This is a genomic window from Kordia sp. (assembly GCF_022447245.1).
Classification (GTDB): Bacteria; Bacteroidota; Bacteroidia; order Flavobacteriales; family Flavobacteriaceae; genus Kordia.
This window is the reverse complement of the sequence record NZ_JAKVBC010000036.1, coordinates 1-19551: the sequence shown is the minus strand read 5'-3', so window position 1 is coordinate 19551 and position 19551 is coordinate 1. Positions and strand designations below refer to the sequence as shown.

At 33.5% G+C, this 19551-nt stretch carries 19 protein-coding genes and 1 pseudogene; 4 read left to right on the top strand and 16 right to left on the bottom strand.

Features of this window, described 5'->3' with window-relative positions; all coding sequences use genetic code 11:
- Positions 1-34: 34 nt before the first annotated feature.
- Both MK119_RS19705 and MK119_RS19700 read right to left on the bottom strand, forming a co-directional pair.
- A complete protein-coding gene (locus MK119_RS19705; protein ID WP_290682629.1) occupies positions 35-1117 on the bottom strand; it encodes a diphosphomevalonate decarboxylase in 1083 nt (360 codons plus the stop codon).
- A gap of 201 nt (positions 1118-1318) precedes the next feature.
- The gene (locus MK119_RS19700) at positions 1319-2533 is read right to left on the bottom strand and encodes an NAD(P)/FAD-dependent oxidoreductase (RefSeq protein WP_290682566.1); all 1215 of its coding nucleotides are present in this window, start codon (positions 2531-2533) and stop codon (positions 1319-1321) included.
- A 166-nt stretch (positions 2534-2699) separates the two neighbouring features.
- On the opposite strand from MK119_RS19700, the gene MK119_RS19695 reads away from it, so the two are divergent.
- The 4 genes from MK119_RS19695 (at position 2700) to MK119_RS19680 (ending at position 6217) form a co-directional block, all read left to right on the top strand.
- Positions 2700-3557, top strand: coding sequence for a hypothetical protein (locus MK119_RS19695; protein WP_290682563.1), 858 nt, complete (start codon positions 2700-2702; stop codon positions 3555-3557).
- A gap of 64 nt (positions 3558-3621) precedes the next feature.
- Positions 3622-4356 (top strand): 23S rRNA pseudouridine(2604) synthase RluF, encoded by a 735-nt coding sequence (rluF, locus tag MK119_RS19690; protein WP_290682560.1) that lies wholly within the window; start codon positions 3622-3624, stop codon positions 4354-4356.
- A 12-nt stretch (positions 4357-4368) separates the two neighbouring features.
- Complete coding sequence (locus MK119_RS19685) at positions 4369-5241, top strand: helix-turn-helix domain-containing protein (protein ID WP_290682557.1); 873 nt, start codon at positions 4369-4371, stop codon at positions 5239-5241.
- A gap of 94 nt (positions 5242-5335) precedes the next feature.
- Positions 5336-6217 carry a nuclear transport factor 2 family protein gene (locus MK119_RS19680; RefSeq protein WP_290682555.1) on the top strand — a complete coding sequence of 294 codons (882 nt, stop codon included), beginning with the start codon at positions 5336-5338 and terminating at the stop codon, positions 6215-6217.
- 59 nt (positions 6218-6276) lie between these two features.
- On the opposite strand, the gene MK119_RS19675 is transcribed toward MK119_RS19680, so the two are convergent.
- The 14 genes and pseudogenes from MK119_RS19675 to MK119_RS19615 all read right to left on the bottom strand — a co-directional run.
- Entirely contained in the window at positions 6277-6999 is a 723-nt protein-coding gene (locus MK119_RS19675) for a LytTR family DNA-binding domain-containing protein (RefSeq protein WP_290682552.1), read from the bottom strand.
- Positions 7000-7001: 2 nt separating this feature from the next.
- A complete protein-coding gene (locus MK119_RS19670) occupies positions 7002-8063 on the bottom strand; it encodes a histidine kinase (protein WP_290682549.1) in 1062 nt (353 codons plus the stop codon).
- 80 nt (positions 8064-8143) lie between these two features.
- Complete coding sequence (locus MK119_RS19665; protein ID WP_290682546.1) at positions 8144-9547, bottom strand: alpha/beta hydrolase; 1404 nt, start codon at positions 9545-9547, stop codon at positions 8144-8146.
- A 236-nt stretch (positions 9548-9783) separates the two neighbouring features.
- Entirely contained in the window at positions 9784-10692 is a 909-nt protein-coding gene (locus tag MK119_RS19660; protein ID WP_290682543.1) for an SIR2 family protein, read from the bottom strand.
- Positions 10693-10863: 171 nt separating this feature from the next.
- Positions 10864-12009, bottom strand: a complete 1146-nt coding sequence (locus MK119_RS19655) for an OmpA family protein (RefSeq protein WP_290682540.1) — start codon at positions 12007-12009, stop codon at positions 10864-10866.
- Positions 12010-12767: 758 nt separating this feature from the next.
- Positions 12768-13490, bottom strand: coding sequence for a DUF6090 family protein (locus MK119_RS19650; protein WP_290682538.1), 723 nt, complete (start codon positions 13488-13490; stop codon positions 12768-12770).
- Between the two features lie 12 nt (positions 13491-13502).
- Entirely contained in the window at positions 13503-13700 is a 198-nt protein-coding gene (locus MK119_RS24410) for a hypothetical protein (protein ID WP_366512846.1), read from the bottom strand.
- A 26-nt stretch (positions 13701-13726) separates the two neighbouring features.
- Positions 13727-17191 carry a metallophosphoesterase gene (locus tag MK119_RS19645; RefSeq protein WP_366512845.1) on the bottom strand — a complete coding sequence of 1155 codons (3465 nt, stop codon included), beginning with the start codon at positions 17189-17191 and terminating at the stop codon, positions 13727-13729.
- Positions 17192-17238: 47 nt separating this feature from the next.
- Positions 17239-17493 carry a peptide methionine sulfoxide reductase gene (locus MK119_RS19640; RefSeq protein ID WP_290682536.1) on the bottom strand — a complete coding sequence of 85 codons (255 nt, stop codon included), beginning with the start codon at positions 17491-17493 and terminating at the stop codon, positions 17239-17241.
- A complete protein-coding gene (locus MK119_RS19635; RefSeq protein ID WP_290682533.1) occupies positions 17490-17666 on the bottom strand; it encodes a GNAT family N-acetyltransferase in 177 nt (58 codons plus the stop codon). Before MK119_RS19635 ends, MK119_RS19640 begins: the two co-directional genes overlap by 4 nt.
- Before the next feature lie 18 nt (positions 17667-17684).
- A complete protein-coding gene (locus tag MK119_RS19630; RefSeq protein ID WP_290682530.1) occupies positions 17685-18020 on the bottom strand; it encodes a glutaredoxin family protein in 336 nt (111 codons plus the stop codon).
- A gap of 2 nt (positions 18021-18022) precedes the next feature.
- Positions 18023-18511 (bottom strand): redoxin domain-containing protein, encoded by a 489-nt coding sequence (locus MK119_RS19625; protein ID WP_290682527.1) that lies wholly within the window; start codon positions 18509-18511, stop codon positions 18023-18025.
- 19 nt (positions 18512-18530) lie between these two features.
- Complete coding sequence (locus MK119_RS19620) at positions 18531-19373, bottom strand: FAD-dependent oxidoreductase (RefSeq protein ID WP_290682524.1); 843 nt, start codon at positions 19371-19373, stop codon at positions 18531-18533.
- 1 nt (position 19374) lies between these two features.
- Positions 19375-19551: pseudogene (locus MK119_RS19615) on the bottom strand (IS982 family transposase); the annotation flags it as partial.

Sequence of the window (19551 nt, the reverse complement as noted above, 5' to 3'; positions counted from 1 at the left end):
TGTTCGTTCAATTTGCGACTATTGTTATGTAAATTTACAACTTTTTTGCTCCAAAACCTATTCTATCACAGATATGATGTTCGTTTTGGCAAAATTTTGTTAGTTCTTGCTGAATAAATGGATATACGATATCTTTTTCATTTTCAGGATATAACACATGTACATTGGCTCCTGCATCTAGCGTAAAACAAACGTGCGTTCCAGATTCTTCACGAAATTTCCAAATTCGATTGATAATTTCCAATGTGTTTGGTTTCATCAAAATGAAATACGGCATTGAAGTCATCATCATCGCATGAAGTGTTAAAGCTTCACTTTCAACTATTGCAATGAATTCTGTTAAATCGCCTTCAGCTAACACAGATTGCATTTTTGTTAAGTTTTCATGTGCTTGCGCAAAACGCTGAGTAGCAAACGGATGATTGTGCATCAAATTATGTCCAACTGTACTACTGACTTGCTTTTCACCTTTATCCACTAACAGAATTGTGTCGTGATAGTTTTTAAAGACTTCATGTACTTTGTACGGATATTTTATTCCGAACAAGTCTGAACTTCCCACAGTATCTTCATGTGTTCCCCACACAATTAAATCACCTTCAATACTTCTGCTTGCACTTCCTGAACCTAAACGCGCCAAAAATGATGCTTTTTGGTTAAATGCTTCTGCTGTCATTGATGGATTGAGTTCTTTTTCCAAACTCATTAAACACAATGCCAACGCACTCATTCCAGAGGCAGACGAAGCAATTCCACTACTATGCGGAAAGGAATTTGAAGTTTCTATCGTAAAATGATAGTCTTTTAAAAATGGAAGATATGATTCAATTCGTTGTAAAAACGTGTTGATTTTCGGTTTGAAATCGTCTTTTTGTTTCCCTTCAAAAAACAAGTCAAATGAAAAATCATCTAGTGCAGTATCGTGCTTTTTATATGTCAATTTTGTAGTTGTAGCACAAGCATCCAACGTAAAACTGATGGATGGATTTTGTGGAATTTGATCTTCTTTTTTTCCCCAATATTTGATGAGTGCAATATTACTTGGCGATTTCCAAGTGACTATTCCTGAGGCAACATTTTTTGTATATGCTTTGGGCAGAAATGCAGCTATTTCCATAGACGATTTTAAAAATTTAGGCAAAGATACGGTTTTTTTAATGTGCTAATTTGAAAATATCCCAATGGAATAATTACTTTCTAACGGAGTCTTTAATGTTAGGAAACGTGCTTACGAAAGTTTTGAGAAAACTTGAAACAATTTTTTTGTCAAGGAATAAATTACTTCGTCATTATTCCTCGTAATGACGTTTCAAAAAATCTAACTATCAAAGATTGTTTCAGAAATAATATGACTTCCTGTCCAAGCGTTTTGAAAGTTAAATCCGCCCGTAATGGCATCTATGTCCAGGATTTCACCTGCAAAGTACAGATTTTCGTGTTTTTTACTTTCGAAAGTTTTGAAGTTGACTTCTTTTAAATGAATTCCTCCAGCCGTAACAAATTCTTCTTTGAATGTACTTTTTCCTTTTACATTAAAAATTGCTTCGGTTAGCTGACTTGCCAATTGTTCAGTTTGTTGTTTTTTCAAATCTGCCCAGCGCGTTTGCTCTTTGACTCCTGCTGCTTGAATAATACGTTGCCACAGACGTTTTGGCACCTCAAACGGATTGTTTTTGTGTACTGCTTTTTTTGCGAGTTCGATTTTAGAATCTTTGATCATTTCCAAACAATCTTCTCTAGAAATATGATCTAGCCAATTGACTTCTATTTGAAAGTTGTACTGTTTGTCTGCTAAAATTCGTGCGCCCCAAGCAGATAGTTTTAAAATTCCTGGTCCGCTCATTCCCCAATGTGTAATCAATAAAGGTCCATTGGATTCTAGTTTTGTGTCCACAACCTTTACGTTTGCTGGTGTTGCAATTCCTAGTAAATCTTTGATTCGTGAATCTTTGATATTGAAGGTAAATAATGATGGGACCGCAGGCACAATTGTATGACCAAGTGTTTCTAAGAGTTTCCACATTTTAGGGTTGCTTCCTGTAGTCATTACAATTTTCGCAGCCTGTAGCTTTCCTTGACTAGTTTCTACTTGCCAAACATCATTGGTTTTTGAGATATGCTTAACCGCATGATTTTTTCTAAAATCAACTTGATGCTTTTTCGCTTCACACAAAAAACAATCAATAATCGTTTGGGAAGAATCAGTAACAGGAAATATTCTGCCATCATCTTCAATTTTCAATTCCACACCGCGTTCTTCAAACCAACCCATCGTATCGCCACAACAAAATTGATGAAAGGGTCCTAAAAGCTCTTTTTGGCCCCTTGGATAGTAATTTATAAGTTCTTTCGGATCAAAACATGCATGTGTTACATTACATCTTCCTCCCCCAGAAATACGAACTTTGGTTAAAAATTCTTTTCCTCTTTCTACAATCACAACTGATTTCTCAGGATGTTTTTCAGCGATATTAATAGCTGTAAAAAAACCTGCTGCTCCGCCGCCAATGATTAGAACATCGATAACTCCCATGAATATTTGTTGATTTGATTGAAAGATTTCCTGTAAAGAAATGCTTTTTAGTTTAAAATTCAACATTTATCATCTAAAATTTAATGAGTCTTAAACTCTTCTTAATTGAACTTGAAAATTTTATGTTTTCTACTAAATATTTTATTTTTGATCAAAATCCATGTACATGAAGTTTGATTATCTAAAATACTGCCTGTTTCTATTGTTGTTTTCTAATTGTACTGTGAATTACGGACAATTGAACTACACTGGAAAGATTTCAAGTGATTTAAAAGAAGTCTCTGGAATGGAATCAATTCCAAATTCTGATAGTTTTTGGATGATTAATGATAGTGGAAATGATCCCAAAGTCTTTGAAGTCAATTCTAAAGGAAAGATTTACAAAACTTTACACATTAAAGGTAAGAATAGAGATTGGGAAGATTTGACCAAAGACTCAGAAGGTAATTTATATATTGGTGATTTTGGAAATAATGCTAATGATCGAAAGCATCAAAGAATTTATATGTTGTCTGCGAATGATTTGGCTACCAAAAAGAGCATTGATCCGGTGAAGATTGAGTTCTCATTTCCTGATCAGAAAAAATTTCCACCTAAAAAGAAGAATAGACATTTTGATGTAGAATCATTTTTTTATCATAGTGGATATTTGTATTTGTTTACAAAGAGTCGCACAAAATCAGCCTACGGACGCACAAATTTGTATAAAATCCCAGCTACTAAAGGAAAACATAAAGCCCAGTTTATTAGTACTTTCAACACTTGCGATAAACTTGAATGTTGGATAACCTCAGCAGCGATAAGTCCAAATGGAAAAAAAGTTGTGCTGTTATCACACAATTCTGTTTGGCAATTTACCGATTTTAAAGGTGATAACTTTTTAGGCGGAACGGAGAAAAAATACGATTTAGGACATACTACTCAAAAAGAAAGTATTTGTTTTAAAGGAAATGACACCGTATATATTTCTGATGAAGAATCACACGGAAGTGGACGAAATTTGTATAGCTTTCAACTTGATTAAGTCGTTTCTTTCTAAGACACCACATATTTATTTTCCGTAGCTTTGCACTTTGAATGCCTTTTAGATGAGTGAAGTACAATTGACAAGAATCAACAAGTTTTTAAGTGAAGTAGGTTACTGTTCGCGCAGAGCCGCTGATAAATTGATTGAACAACGACGTATAACTATTAATGGGAAAGTTCCTGAAATGGGAACGAAAATTGCGCCAGGAGATGAAGTACGTGTTGATGGTGAATTGATTTCTAATCCGAAGGAAAAGCAAGTGTATTTGGCTTTTAATAAACCTATCGGAATTGTATGTACAACAGATACACGTGTGGAAAAGGATAATATTATTGACTTTATTAATTACCCGACGCGAATTTTCCCGATAGGACGTTTGGACAAACCCAGTGAAGGCTTGATTTTTTTGACAAGTGATGGTGATATTGTGAATAAAATTTTGCGTGCTCGTAACAATCACGAGAAGGAATATAAAGTGACCGTAAATCGTCCGATTACGAGCGACTTTATAAAGAAAATGGGCAATGGAATTCCAATTTTAGGCACACTAACTCGAAAGTGTAAAGTAGAACAACTTACAAAATACACCTTCAAAATTATTTTGACACAAGGATTGAATCGTCAAATTCGTAGAATGTGTGAGTATTTGGATTATAGAGTTGTAAAACTGAAGCGCACACGTATTATGAATGTTTCTTTAGATGTACCCGTTGGAAAATGGCGTCATTTAACAGAGGAAGAATTGAAAGGAATTAACGATTTAACTAGTGCTTCTTCCAAAACACATCGCGGTTAAAATTTACAGTACATGTCTCAAGATATTCCAGCAATAGAATTTCAATCTGGTTATGATAAACTAGATGGTATTGAAATTCTTCGCTTGGAAGATATTTTGGTTCGCTCACACGATCACTATCCTGAACAACCACACCAAACAGCGTTTTATGCTTTCTTTTTGTATACGAACGGAAACACTAGACATTTGATCGATTTTGTTTCGCATGATGTTCAAAAAAACTCTTTGGTTTGTATTCGAAAAGGACAAGTAAATGCCTTTCGATTTGCTGAGAATGTAAAAGGATATGCTATTCTATTTACTCAATCGTATTTTGAGAAACAGTTTAAAATATTGCCAGAATCTATTATTTTTCGATTGTTTGCTTCACAACTATTTTCACCAATGATTCAGATTCCTCAAGATAAAAATGTGGTTTCCTATTTTGACCTGTTGTTTCAAGAATTTTATAATGCTGACCAAACGCACAAGGAAACTATTGTTCGTGGTTTATTCACAATTATTGTTTCCAAAATAGAACAGTTACGCAATCAGCAAATAGAATATAAAACAGCATCTAAGTATTTGTATTTATTTATTCAGTTTGAAAACCTCATCAAACATCATTTTACTACAACAAGAAATGCTGATTTCTATGCGAAGTCTTTAGGCATTACTTACAAGCATTTGAATCATATTTGTAAAGAGGTGATTCAAAAAACAGCCAAACAATGTATTGATGATTTTATCATTCTAGAAGCGAAAAGAAATTTGATAAATTCTGGTATAAAAAGTACAGAACTTACGTATCAATTAGGTTTTACGGAGTCTACTAACTTTGTAAAGTATTTTAAAAAACATACGGGATTGACCCCAAATCAGTTCAAAAAACTTCATTCAAAGTAACCAAGGTTCGACATTAACCCTTTTCATTTCAACTTACACCTACGTTATTCTTTCATTCAGGTATACTTTTGTCTCGTTAAAAATATTCAAAATAATGAAATTTAAAAGTACACTTATTATATGCGCATTGGCAATAGTGTCATGTAATACAACAGAAAAGAAAAAAGAAAATACAACTAAGACAAACACAGAAACGAAGATGGAAAAAACACTTACAAACAAGGAAAAAGCAGTTACTTTATTGGAAAGTTTAGAAACTGGCGATCAGACAGCAGTAGCATATATTAATCCAAATAAATACATTCAACACAATTTAGCTGTTGCCGACGGATTGGAAGGTTTTGGAGCAATTTTACAACACAAACCTGAAGGCGGATTTAAAGCAAATATTGTCAGAGCTTTTGAAGATGGTGATTATGTTTTTACACATACAGAATATGACTTTTTTGGACCAAAAGTTGGTTTTGATATTTTCCGTTTCGAAGATGGATTGATTGTAGAACATTGGGATAATTTATTGGAAACAGCAGCTCCGAACCCTAGTGGACATACACAAACAGATGGACCAACTACAAGTTTTGATTTAGACAAAACTGCTGCAAACAAAGCACTCGTTAAGGATTTTGTAGCAACTATTTTGATGAACGGTCAGTTTGATAAACTTGGAAACTATTTTGATGGTGATAATTATATTCAACACAATCCAGCTATTGGAGATGGAGTTTCTGGTTTAGGTGCAGCTTTGGAAGCTATGGCTAAACAAGGAATTACGATGGTATATACTAAGAATCATATTGTGTCAGGAGAAGGAAACTTTGTATTAGCGGTAAGTGAAGGAACTTTTGCAGGAAAACCAACTTCTTTTTACGATTTGTTCCGTATTGAAAATGGAAAAATTGCTGAACATTGGGACGTTATAGAAACCATTATGCCTGAAGCTGACAGAAAGAATACCAATGGTAAATTTAATTTCTAGAACCTAGTATTTTTAATTATTATATGTAAAAGTCTGACTAACGTCAGACTTTTAGTTCTTTAAAAACCTAATAAGTCTTTGAATTTATATGATTGTCTTCGTGATACTTCTATTTCTTGATTGGAATCTTTGACTGTAATTTTGAGTTTTCCATTGAACCAAGGAACGACTTTATCTACATGATTTAGATTGATGATTTGCTGTCGGTTAGCTCTGAAAAAGGTTTCTTCAGGAAGTTTGGATTCTATTTGATTGAGCGATTTGTAAATTAAGGGTTTGTTGTCTTCAAAATAGACACGTGTATAGTTTCCAACAATTTCAAATACTGCAATTTCTGAAATACGAATGAGCCAACAGTTTTCGCCATCTTTGATAAATATTTGACGATGTAACTCAAATGGTTTTTGCTCCGTTGCTTCCTTTTCAATAGCGACAATGACTTTTTCTATCGTTTTGGAGAATCGGTCTTGATTGATGGGTTTTAGCAAGTAATCGAAAGCATTGTATTCAAATGACTTAATTGCATATTCGTCATAAGCCGTTGTAAAAATAGTGATGGGAACATTGTCCAACATTTCTAATAAGTCAAAACCATTTTTTTCAGGCATGTTGATGTCTAAAAATAAAACCTGTGGTTGTTTTCGATTGATAAGTTCGTAAGCCTTATCTACATTTTCTGCTTCGGCAACCAATTCAATTTGCGGATGCTTTTTTAGAAGCACTTTGAGTTCATTCCGCGCTAGGCGAGAGTCTTCAACAATTATTGCAGTGATTGTATCCATAGTTAGCTTACAGGTATTTTGATGACAGCTTGCACTTCATTTTCCACTTCTTTTAATATAAATGTAGCTTTTTCTCCGTACAATAATTCCAATCGTTTTTTAATATTATCAACACCAATTTTTGTGGAATCTGTTTCTGATTTTAGTGTTCCAGTATTGTTGACTTGTAAAATGATTTCTTGATTATTATCTGTCACAATCAACTTTATTTTTCCACCATTTTTCTGTGCCGATACTCCGTGCTTTATGCCATTTTCTACTAACATTTGCAGAATCATTGGAGGGATTTTGACTTGTAATAATGATTCATCTACTTCTTGTTCATATTGTAAACGATCTTCTAGTTGTATTTTAGAAAGTGCGACATAATTTGCCACTGTTTCTACTTCTTGTTCAATTTGTATGGCATCTACTTTGTTTACGTTTAATGAATAGCGAAGCATTTCCGAAAGTCGCGTTAGCATTTCTCTTGATTTGCTTACATCTTCTAGCATCAATCCGCGAATATTGTTCAAACTGTTAAACATGAAATGTGGATTGAGCTGCCCTTTGAGTGTATTTAACTGAGATTCTTTCAGAGAAGCTTCTAAACGTAAGCGATCCATTTTATTGCGTTGCATACGTGCTATTGATTTGATTGCTACGTACAATAATATCCAGAAAAATATATAAATATAGATATTGACAGACGTCAGGATAATCATCCTAGCAGTAATAGGTAGTATTTCGTCATGAATAGACGTAAATGCTAATTTACTATAGGTAATGATTGTGATGATAAATACCAAACCTACCAATATATATACTATGAAAAGTTTGATATAGTTTTTCTGGGTTTGATTTTCTACAAAATTTATTCGCTTTAGATATAACCGAATCCATGTGGTAAGCCCAATTCCAAGAATTAAAAATGCCAAGCCTTCAAAGAAAAAGTACACAGCCTGTATTTGACTATTTTGTTTAAAGTAGATTTCTGCCCAAGTATTAATAGTAATTAATAATCCCCAGCCAAGAATCTGTAAAATCCAAAATATAATTGTATTTGTTTTTTTTGAAACTGCCATGTTTTGCAAGTAAGTATCAAATGTATTGAAAATGCACTTTCTCGAGGCTGAAAAAGTGCATTATTGTATTGATTGATGATTTAGAATCTTGTGTTGATCCACTCTGAAACAAAGTTTAACGCAACAGGAGCAAATGTTTCTTCTATTTCAGAATATTCACTTAACGCTCCTGTTTTTGAGGTTTGAAATAGGTGGTTTAGGTCCTTAAATTCCTTGATAGTTACGTCTTTATTATGTTGTAAGCCTTTTTTAATTCCGTCTAAATTTAATTTTGGTAATACTTGAAAATCTTTTTCTCCATTTACTGCCAATACTGGACAGTTTACCTTTTTTAATGATGTTTGCGGATCGTATCCTAGGAATGCTTGCATCCATGGAGAAGTAAACATTTTTATTTGACGATTGATTGCTACATCTGTTAATTCTTCTTTTGCTTTTGGCGAAGTCATTCTTGTCTTTAAACTTTCCATTAACTCCTTCATTTGCTTATTGGATTCTTCTCCATTATGGTTTGCACAAATATCAAAAACTTTCGCTGACACTTCTTGAGAAATTGCAATATCACTTGCTGGATAACCTTCTAGCTCTGCAGCACGCTTTCCTTGTGTAAGCAATACTTCTTTCCCATCTACACCGGGCCCTGCTAATAATACGCAGAATGCTACTTTGTTGTTTCTAGCTGCTACTATTGGTGCTATTAATCCACCTTCACTATGACCAACTAGACCAATTTTATTTATATCAACAACATCGCTGCGTGTTTGTAAGTATTCCATTGCTGCTTCTACATCGGAAGCAAAGTCAAATGAAGTCGCTGATGAAAAATCGCCTTCTGATTTTGCCGTTCCTCTATCGTCGTAACGTAGTACTGCAATTCCTTGTCTTGTTAAGTGATCTGCCAAGACTAAAAATGGTTTGTGTCCTAGTAATTCTTCATCACGATTTTGTGGTCCAGAACCTGTAATTAAAATTACTACTGGCGGATTCTTTACATTGGTAGGTAAGGTTAATGTTCCTGAAAACTTTATGTTATCCGCACTTTTATTTGTAAAATTTACTTCTTCTGAAGCATACGGATATGGTTTTTTTGGTTCTTGTGGTTTTGCTTTTTTAACCTCTTTTTCTTCTTTTTCACCTTTTTTTAAGTCTAAAGGAAAGGATTGTCCAGCTTGACTAAATGTTCCTTTGAAAGCTCCATCAGAGAATGTAGCTGTGTATTCCATTCCTATTTGACCGTAGGTAATTGTTAATTTGTTTTCTTCAAACGTAGTTTGATCCGTTGGCATATCATACGCTCCTTGTTTTGGACTATCGAGTGTTGTAGTATATCCATTGTCGCTTTGAGATATATTGAATACAATAGGAAGTTCCATTCCTTGTACACTTAATTCTCCTTTCCAAGTTCCTGAGATATCTTGCGCGGACGCAATAATGGATGCCAAGAAAAAAACAAGCTTAAATATGAGTTTGAAAAATGATTGCATGTCTGTCGTTTTTTGATTACGATGTAAAAGTATAGCAGTTTGGAGTTTCTACAATCGAAATTATGACGAACGGAAAATAGAATATAGCGAACGGTTTATTAGGTATTGGGTAAGTTGTTTTTAGTTACTCTTTAAATCAAAGTTTAAATTATTACAGCTGTAAACTTATAAAGCATTTTAGTTTTTATCCCTAGAAAAGTATTTTGAAGCCCACTAATACCAAATATTTATAAAAACTACTTCCAGATATCTTCATAAAGTGTTGGATAGTTTTCTACTTCAATGACTTCTATTCCAACAGATTTTAAGAAAAATTTCTTTCCGACTGTTTTTGGATTATTTTTCTCTTTCTTCATGATGTACCAACCTTTGTGACTGTATTTTGGAAAACGCTTGAAGAATTTGGCGCGTTGAATGAGTAACCATCTAAAAAACCCTTCCGTTTCGTCCAAGCTCAATCCGAAGATGCACAGGGATTTATTGAACATGATATCTATCCACGTATTATTTTTTACCCAAGGATTTGTATCGTCATTTGGAATGTATCCATAATTACTATTAATCATTTTACGTGCACGTTCTACATTTCCCATGTATTCAGAGAGTCCAAGTTTGATACTTCTGTGATATTTTACCATACCATTCATATACCAAACTCCAAATCCGTCTATAGGTGTATTGAGTTTGTCATTTGCATAATAGGTTGCCCAAGGATAGTGATCTGTGAAACTCGTATCTGCAATTCGATGCAGGTTGAGTTTCATAGATTTCGGAATTAAATCATCAAAATTGGTCGTCAATATTGGCGCATTGAATGCTTGTATTTTGTTTAATATTAAGTTTTGTGCATCATCAGGTTGCCAATTGAGCATTTTTGCTTTTACATCTTTTTGTAATTGTGTGGAAAAACCAGATAGTGTTACATTTTGCAAGCCCAACGCATCGTAGAATTCTATAAATGAGATACCTTCTGGGATTTCATCCATAGGTACATCTGCGTGTTCTTTCCACAGATCGAGTAGTAAGTTATACCATGAAACATTGTCTTTTTGGTAATGTAAATTGATTCCATTTCCTAAGATAAAACTTAAATCTTCTTTATGAGCATAAAGAATTTCTTGTATTTCTGAAGCTGTTATGATCATGGTTTTCTTGTATTTTCCCTATCGGTGAAGATAGTTATTTTGAATTGTCCTTGAAAGTTGATTCTTTCTTTCAAGAAACGACTAAAAAGAAGAAAGCCCTAGAGCTAGCGACACTCTAGGGCTTAAATAGACAAGCGTTTTAGTTAAAAATTGCCACGTACTCGAATCGTATTAATTTTCTATGATTATAAATTCACTTCGTCTATTGAGTTGATGTTCGTATTCAGCGCATGGGGCGCCGTTACTACATCTATTTACGTGCCTCGTCTCTCCGTAGCCCTTGCCTGTGAGCCTACTTTTATTGATACCATTGGTTATTAAAAATTGTATGGTAGATTGGGCACGTCTGTTTGATAAGTTCATGTTGTATGTGTCATCTGCTCTACTGTCCGTATGTGAGCGAACGTCAATTTTCATATTTGGATATAATTTCATCACTGCAACTACTTTGCATAATTCTATTTCTGAATCGCCTCGAATGACATCTTTATCTAAGTCAAAATGGATGGGATTGAGTCCTAATATTGCTACCAAATCTGATCCGATTGTTGCCAATATAGGTTTCCCTAATGTTCTCTCTTTTTTGAGAAATAAGGTTTTCTTGACAACTTTACTTAGTTCATTCGTGGTTCCAAATGATTTTTCTGCAGTTGAATATTCTTCTTTTGAACCTCTTAGCAAATATGGATTGTTACATTTTAATCCAAATGCAAAACTGCCATCATTTTGGGTAAAAGTTTGTCCTATTATATTGTTATCTCCATCTAACAACAACACTTTTGCATTGGCAATTAGCGTGTTGGTTTGTTCATCCATCACAATTCCTTCTACTTTTTGGGAGCAAGATAAAATAATTTTTTCTGTGCGTTTGAAACTATAAATATCATCATCGCCTGCACCTCCTTCACGATTGGAAGCAAAGTATCCGCTTCCTGAAGTTTCATTGATGATGAAGGTAAAATCATCCTCAGGACTGTTTATTGGGCGACCCAAGTTAAAAACTTCCCTGTAGTTACTTGCATTTGCCCTGTCGTTGTCTGACACAAAAACATCTAACCCTCCCAAGCCAAAGTATCCATCGGATGAAAAATAAAGCTTGTTGTCCTTACCTATAAACGGAAAGGTTTCCCTTCCTCCTGTATTGATGACATCTCCTAAGTTTTCAGGTTCTCCATATTCCGTTCCTTTGATTGCTATTTTATATAAGTCTGATTGTTCTTTTCCTTCAGGCATGTCAGATGCAAAGTATAATGTGTTACCGTCTTTGGTGTACACTGGTGTAAATTTGAAATATGTTGAATTGATTACTTTTTGCATTTTGGAAATGAGTCTGTTACAAAGGTTTCAATTTGAATAAAAATAAGAAAAAATGTTAAATAATATGGTTAGTTTTTTATGATATTAATTATTATAATACTGGCTTTTGTTTGCTTACCAAAGTTTAATAATTGCGATTTTTTATAAAACTATACAGTGATTTAATTTTCATTTAAACCAATAAAGACAAATAGGTATTTACTTCAGTGGAGTAAATATATTTTGATCATTTATTGAAAATTGAGTTTGAATCAACTTCACTGATTTGGTTCTGTTTTTTTATGTTATTTATGGTTATTAAAATACTTCTTTGTGTTACATTACACCTTAAAAAGCAAAGAAAAAACTATTATATATTTAAGGTGAATAATGATAATCTAGGACTACTAAACCTCACTTTTGTTATGGTTTTTTAATTTCATCATCACGCAGTAAGAATCATTTCATTATTATCTTTTGCCCTTTTTTATAAATTAAAAAAATGTGTCACACAGTGTATTAAACAATCATTTTTTCATCTGTAAAATAGGTAATATTTTAATTAAACCCAATTGATATTTGAAACGAACTCCAAATAACTATGTAGTTTGACTATTAAAACATGTATTTATAGGACTTTAAAAAGTAGATAAAAATCAAATACAAGACATACAATCATAATTACGTTTAGCATTCTTTTTTTCTAACAAATACCATTAACTTACACTACTACTTTTTTTTCTTAAAATATTTCCTATCCAAAGATTAATTTAGTACGATTATTCCTTGTTTGGAATACGTTTTTCAATTGCGGCTAAGATTTTCAAGGCTCGCTTTTTAAAGGTTCTTAATTCTGGCAAGAATACTTGATATGCCATAAAATGCGTTGTAGCTATTCTATTTTTGTAATCGGGATCGTTCAGTGCATAGTCGATGAAGTCTTTGTTAGGTTTTAAAGATATGACATCGGACCACCATGCATAATTATTTTTAAAGTGTGAGTAGTTTTCTTTGATATCATCAGCTCGCATGTCATCATCTATTTTGATTTCACGTAAGCGTTCTGTGTAGAATTCTATGATTTGCGTTGGTAAACTATCTTGAAATTTATCTATGTTGAATGCGGTTAGTTGATTGTATCCACGTTTATTGAATGTAATTTCAGGAAAACCGATCATTATATATGTGTATTGTGGATTAAATGCATAATCGATAGCTTTTACAGAATCCTTCAATATTTTGTTAAATAGTGGTTGGACTTTATCATAATAAAGTTCCATTTTATCGATCTCTTTAATGTCATTATTTAAATCAGCAAAAACAATATTGTAAATATTATACAATTTATCTTGTTCTTTTCTACTTGCATTCCAATTGTTAAGAGAAACCGCTATTAGGATTCCAATCACTACCAAAATAATTTCACCGATAGCATACAATAAGTAGTTTCCTAGTTTTTTATTATTCAAAAGTTTGCTTCTTTGGTTTCTAAATAATTTCATTTTTTACTTAGATTAAAATCCAAATCCAATACCAAAAGCGAAACGTAATCCATCATCCGAATTGAATATTGATATGTTTGCCGATAACATATCTACAGCATTTGCCCAAATTCCACCTCCTAGGGAAGTATTCCATTTATCTGAGTTATCTCCACTGATCCATACTCTTCCATAATCAAATCCTCCAAAAATTCCAATATGAAGTGGCAATATTACTGTTTTTACCTTACTGAGATTTAGGCGTAAATCCGTAGTTTGAACAAAAGAGCGTTTACCTGTAAACGTTCATTCCTAAATCCTCGCAGGCCATTTCTGGCGCCAATACTTGCTCCTTGATAGAATTCAAATCCGTCTCCAAAATTCATATGACCGCGAATTTTAGATGCCAATACCAATCGACCATTTGAAATTAATTTGTGTACAAAAGAGAGTTCAGGAATAAAATACCCAAAACCTCGAGTAGTACTTACATTATTTTTATAGCCTGATTCCAAGCTTATTTCCATCCCCATAGTTGGAAAGGCTTCGTTGTCCACATTTTTAAAATGATATTTGGCATCTACTCCATAAAAATCTTGTTTATCAAAGACACTTGAGTTTGCTGCAAATACTTGTTGAAGGTAGCGCCCTTCGGTGCGTTCTACCTCATTACTTTCATAAAATATTCCTGTAGTAAAACTAGCCCCTAGTTCACCACGCCAGACCAATGTAGGTTGCACTTTTATCGTTCTAATTTTTACACGATTGTAATCTAAATTTACATCGATAGCGTCATTTTCATCAGCTTCAAAATTGGGAGTTTCATTTCCAAAACCAAAGAAGTTCACTGAATAATTAGGACTATTAAATTGTGCGTTGAGCTGTAAATTCCAATTACCAATTACGTGGGCAAATTCTCCTTTATATTTTAAATCAAATCCATTAGTAGCAAAGAAATACTCTGCAGAAATGGTATGTCTTGATGTAAAAGGATTGCGTTCAAATCCATAATTTGTGTAAGTATTAGCAACACCTATTTTGATTCCGTCATCTGGATTAAATCCGATAGTAGGAATTAATTGATTGGTATTGTTTTTTAGTTTCTTGTAATCGTATACATTCGTTTCATAATCGTCCGTAAGCCTCTGGCTTCCTTTATTGGTTAAAAATTCACTTTCTTTTGATTTGTAATCGTAAATTTTTACTTTTTTACCATTTTGAATGTCGTATACATCTTTATTCTGTCCTCCAATTAGACGAATTCGTGTGATACATTTTCCATCGCCAAATACATGAAACTGGTCATCATCATCCAAACCATACACCCAAATCTCTTTGGTTTCTGTATTTGCATACACACGTTCGTGGAATATATCGCTCTTTTCTCCTTTTTTGATACGATATGCTGTTACTTTGGTTTGTCCGTTTGGCAAACGTTCAATATCAAACCAATCGTCTTTGTTGGTTCCTTTGATTACTGCAAACTTGTTAACTAAGACATAGTATCTGTCTGCTATTTTTTGAAGATTGGCTCGTCTTGCTTTTAGTTTTTGTTTGATTTCTTCTACGCGCTCATCACGTACTTCTTTTGGGAATTCTAAAAAGGCTTTTTCAATCACATCATCAGTCAATCCTTCTTGAATTCGTTTTACCTCAGCATCCCAAACAGCTTTTTCTGATTGTTGAATGAGTTCCATATCTAATGGATACGGTTCTACATTTACTCCTTTTACATCTACTAAATCGTCACTGTATGCAAGCAACAATCGAGCAGTAGGAATCAGTTTCACAGCTGTTCCCAATAAGAATCCATCCGACATGATAGAGAATGCTTGATCGCGATCGCGTGGCATAGGACGATATACTTTTTTACCATTTTCTTTAAATTCTATCCAACGCCATTGATCTTGGTGTCTGTCCCAATCACCAATCAACATATCAAATAAACGAGCACGAATATATGCTGCCTCATCAATGACAATGTCTTCGTCTTTGTGCAACTCGTTCATTAGATCATCTGTGCTAATTAACTCATCTTGATACCCAAAACTTGCTTTGTCGCTATGTCCTTCGGAAGTATGTTCTTCAATCATATACAATTCACCTCCAAATTCATCATTATATTGTCCTAAAGCATTTTGTTTTGGTACGTAGTACAATACTGGATTTGTATGATATACTCCAACTGCATCCGCTAACGTTCCTATCGCAAAAGGAGCATACGGATGTGCCCCTGTAAATACATCTAAGATTAAATCTTCAGTGCTTGTATCATCAAATTGTCCTTTGATATATTGATCTTTAAATAGTACCGCTTGTAAATACTGCAAGGCTTGTTTGCGCAACGCTCGCATTACGTATTGGGCACCATTTTTATCTTCTAATCGCAATGATTTTGATTGGTTTCCTCCTCCTTTCCGTACAGGTTTCAATCCGCCATAAAGTGTATCTAAGTTTACGGTTGGTGCTGTTACTTTTGTGCTGTATTGTTTTCGATAACGTTCGCCCCAAAGAAAAGTTCCGAAACCAGATTTTTGTGTTTCCTCTTCGGTGTAAATAGACGCTGATTTTTCTTTTGGAAATTGTGATGGGTATGTCATTTTTGTAAACTTCACATTCGGTGGTAATACTTCTGTTTCAAAAACTAGTTTATCATCATCTGAAGAATAGAAACGCACATGGGAAGAACCGTCTTTGAAAACATCTAAACGTGCATATCCTTGTGTTCCATACGAAAACTGCCCGCCACCAACATTTCTTGTTCCCGATACTTTTGCTCCAGAACCACTTACTATTTGACGTAAATTGTCTTCTATGATATATTGTAAACTGTGATCGTGCCCTGAAACAAAAATGACTTTATCATTTTCTTGCGAAAGTGTAATGATGCGCTTTCTGAGTTCGTTGTAACGCTTGTGAAAGATATCCACATTGGCTATTCCTGTAGTGTTATGCAATATATTTTTAAGTGAACCTACAATCGGAATTGGCGACATGTGACTTTTAAACGTATATTGTCCTCCATGCGAACCATTGGTATACATTGGATGATGTAACGCTACAATAGTCGTTTTTCCTCTTGCCTTTTTGATAAGGCTACTAAACTCATCTAAGAACTTTGTGCGTGTTTTTATTTCACAGTTGTCATTTATGGTTGGATGATTGTCCCAATTCTCAATATACCATTGACTGTCAACCAAAATCAGTTCAATATCTTTGCTTATGTGAATTTTATCAATTGGACAACCATTTTCTGGGAGGAATGTGTCTTTTCCCAAAATCTTTTCAATGTATTTTTCTTGACGTTTTAGTCCTTCCAAACCATCACTATACCAATCGTGATTCCCAGGAATAAAGATTGCTTGTCCTTTAAAATCTTTTACAATACTCGTTTGAGCATCTAATTGATGTGCGGCATACGCTCTATCTTCACTCGATTTTTTTGGCAAACCTGCTGGATAAATATTGTCTCCTAAAAAGATGGCGGTACTGTTTTTTGAAGCTAATTTCAGGTCTTTTTCTAGCATTTCTAAAGCTGCTGTTTTTTCTCCAATTGGAGATTTTCCCGCATCACCAATTAAATAAAAAGAATGTTTGATTTCTTTATCCTTTGGATACGAATTCACGCTTTTTTTCTCTTCATATTGCGCTTTAAAAGTAGCACATGCACTGAAACACAGTAAAAGAAGTATTATTCCTACTGATTGTAAATATCTTATCATTGGTTGTAGTTTTTTCAGCTTAAATATAATCATTCATTTTTAAAATGTTAACATATACTTATGTAGTTTTCTAAAAAGTGTATCACTTTGGATTCAGGCATCTCACAGGGCTTTAAAATTTCTCGTTCATTTGTACAATAATAATTGAGACTTATAAAGTTATTTCCTCCTAGCTCTTTTGCATAAACCTTGTAACTTTTACCTTGATTGAATTCACTTTTTGTCACACCGTATTTTCTGTTATTATACATAACTTCTGAATATCCTTCTGGTAGTTTTTTTATTTTTGACAATAAGGTCATTCAATAATTGTTTTCCATTTTTCACTTCGTTTCGCTACAGCTTTTACATAACTACATATTGCAATAGCTTTGTAACCTTCATCGGTAAGTTTTTCAAATGTTTTTTCAACGAGTACCTTCCCGATACCTTGTCCTCTTAAATTATAAGGAACTTCCGAATGCACGAGATACATTTTATTGTCTTTCAGTCTTTATTGCACTTTTGCCAATTCTCCATTAATATCTAAAGTATACTGATTGTGTTCTTTGTCGTGAACAATTTCTAAACGACTCGGAATTAACTTGTTTAGCCACTTCTCCAATTCTTCTTTGTATGGATTTCTCAATTTCTTTTTCCCAATAGTAATTGTTGGAAAATTGAGTTTTCTATTTTCATAAAGACCACGCAATTCTGATGCATGGTCTTCACTTTTTACTACATCTAAAAATTGATATGGTAATTTTGTTTCTTCAAGCAAAAGCTTGTAATAATTTGTTTTATGACAACCTTCAGTTCCATATAATTTAAGTACTGGAATCGTATTCATAATTATAACGCTTTTAAAAAATCAATTGCAGCATCTACATTTAGATGAAAATCTTCAAATACTATATTATCATGTTTGTCTATGAATATAAACCAAGGAGTTCCTCCTGTTTGATAGTTTTTCATGATGTTTGACCTTGATTTTCCATCATTCCCTGCATCATAACCAAAAGGGATCTTCAGCTCATATTGGTTTTGGATTTCTACCATTTTTTCATAGGTATTTTCATTAAACCCTTCAAAAACAGTTTGAATTGCCAAGAATGTAATGTTGGGATTATCTTGTAAAGCTTCAACCATTTTTTTTAGCGCAGGTAAGCCGCGACTGTGACAACCTGGACACCAACTTTGAAAACAGTAAATGATTTTAAAATTTCCTGTAAAATCAGAAAGTTTTATGGGTGTTGTTGCCTCTCCGTTAGCATCAATCCATTGATTAACGTTGAATTCTGGAGCTTCAAATACTTTATGTTCTTTTGTTTGCTGTGACATATAAATGTCCTTTCTTTTTTTATTTTAAATAATTTCTAATTCCATAGCTTGCCAATACACCTTCTCCTGTAGCGGCTGCTACTTGTGCAATTGCGCCTTCTCTACAATCACCTGCCGCAAATATACCTGGTACAGAAGTTTCTGCCAATCCAGTTGTTTTAATAAAGCCTCTTTGATCGAGCGTTACAACATTTTGAAACGATTGTGTATTTGGAATTAATCCTATAAAGATAAATACGCCATCTGCTGTTACTATTGATTCTTCATTGGTATCATTGTCTTTTATTTTTAATCCTTCAAACAATCCGTTTTCATTAGAAATAAATTCTAATGATGTTTTGTTCATATAAATAGAAATGTTTTCTATGGTTTCTAACTTTTCTACATAGGTTTTGGAAGCAGAGAAATTTTCAGATCGGTTTATAATTTTTACACTTTTACAGAATCCTGCTAAAAAGATACCTTCTTCTAATGCCGAATTTCCTCCTCCAATAACTATAATATCTTTGTCTCTGTAAAAAGCACCATCGCAGGTTGCACAGAAATGAATTCCAGAACCTATTAGTTCTTCTTCATTTGGAATTCCCAGTTTTCGATATGTTGAACCTGTAGATAACACTACAGACTTCCCTAAGTATGTTTTACTTTTTGTCTGAATTGTAAAGATATCATCTTTCTTTTCTATCGCTACCACTTCTTCACCTGTTTTGATAACCGCTCCATAAGTTTTCGCTTGTTCTTCCATTTTCTCCATTAATTTTGGACCTGAAATGGATTGAAATCTAGGATAGTTTTCAATTTTTTCAGTTAAAAAAGCATTTCCTCCAATGCTAGATTTTTCTAATATTAACCCGTTGTGCATTTTAAATAATGCTAATTTTAATATTGTTAATATTTCTTTTGAAAATAAACCTGTTAATGTATTGAATGGTTGTTAATGCTGTTATTTTAGATAGTATTCTGGTCTTAAACCCATCAAAAGATTTCGCATAGTTGCGTCTTATCATGAACTGATCGCACAATTGTGAGAACAAGGTTTC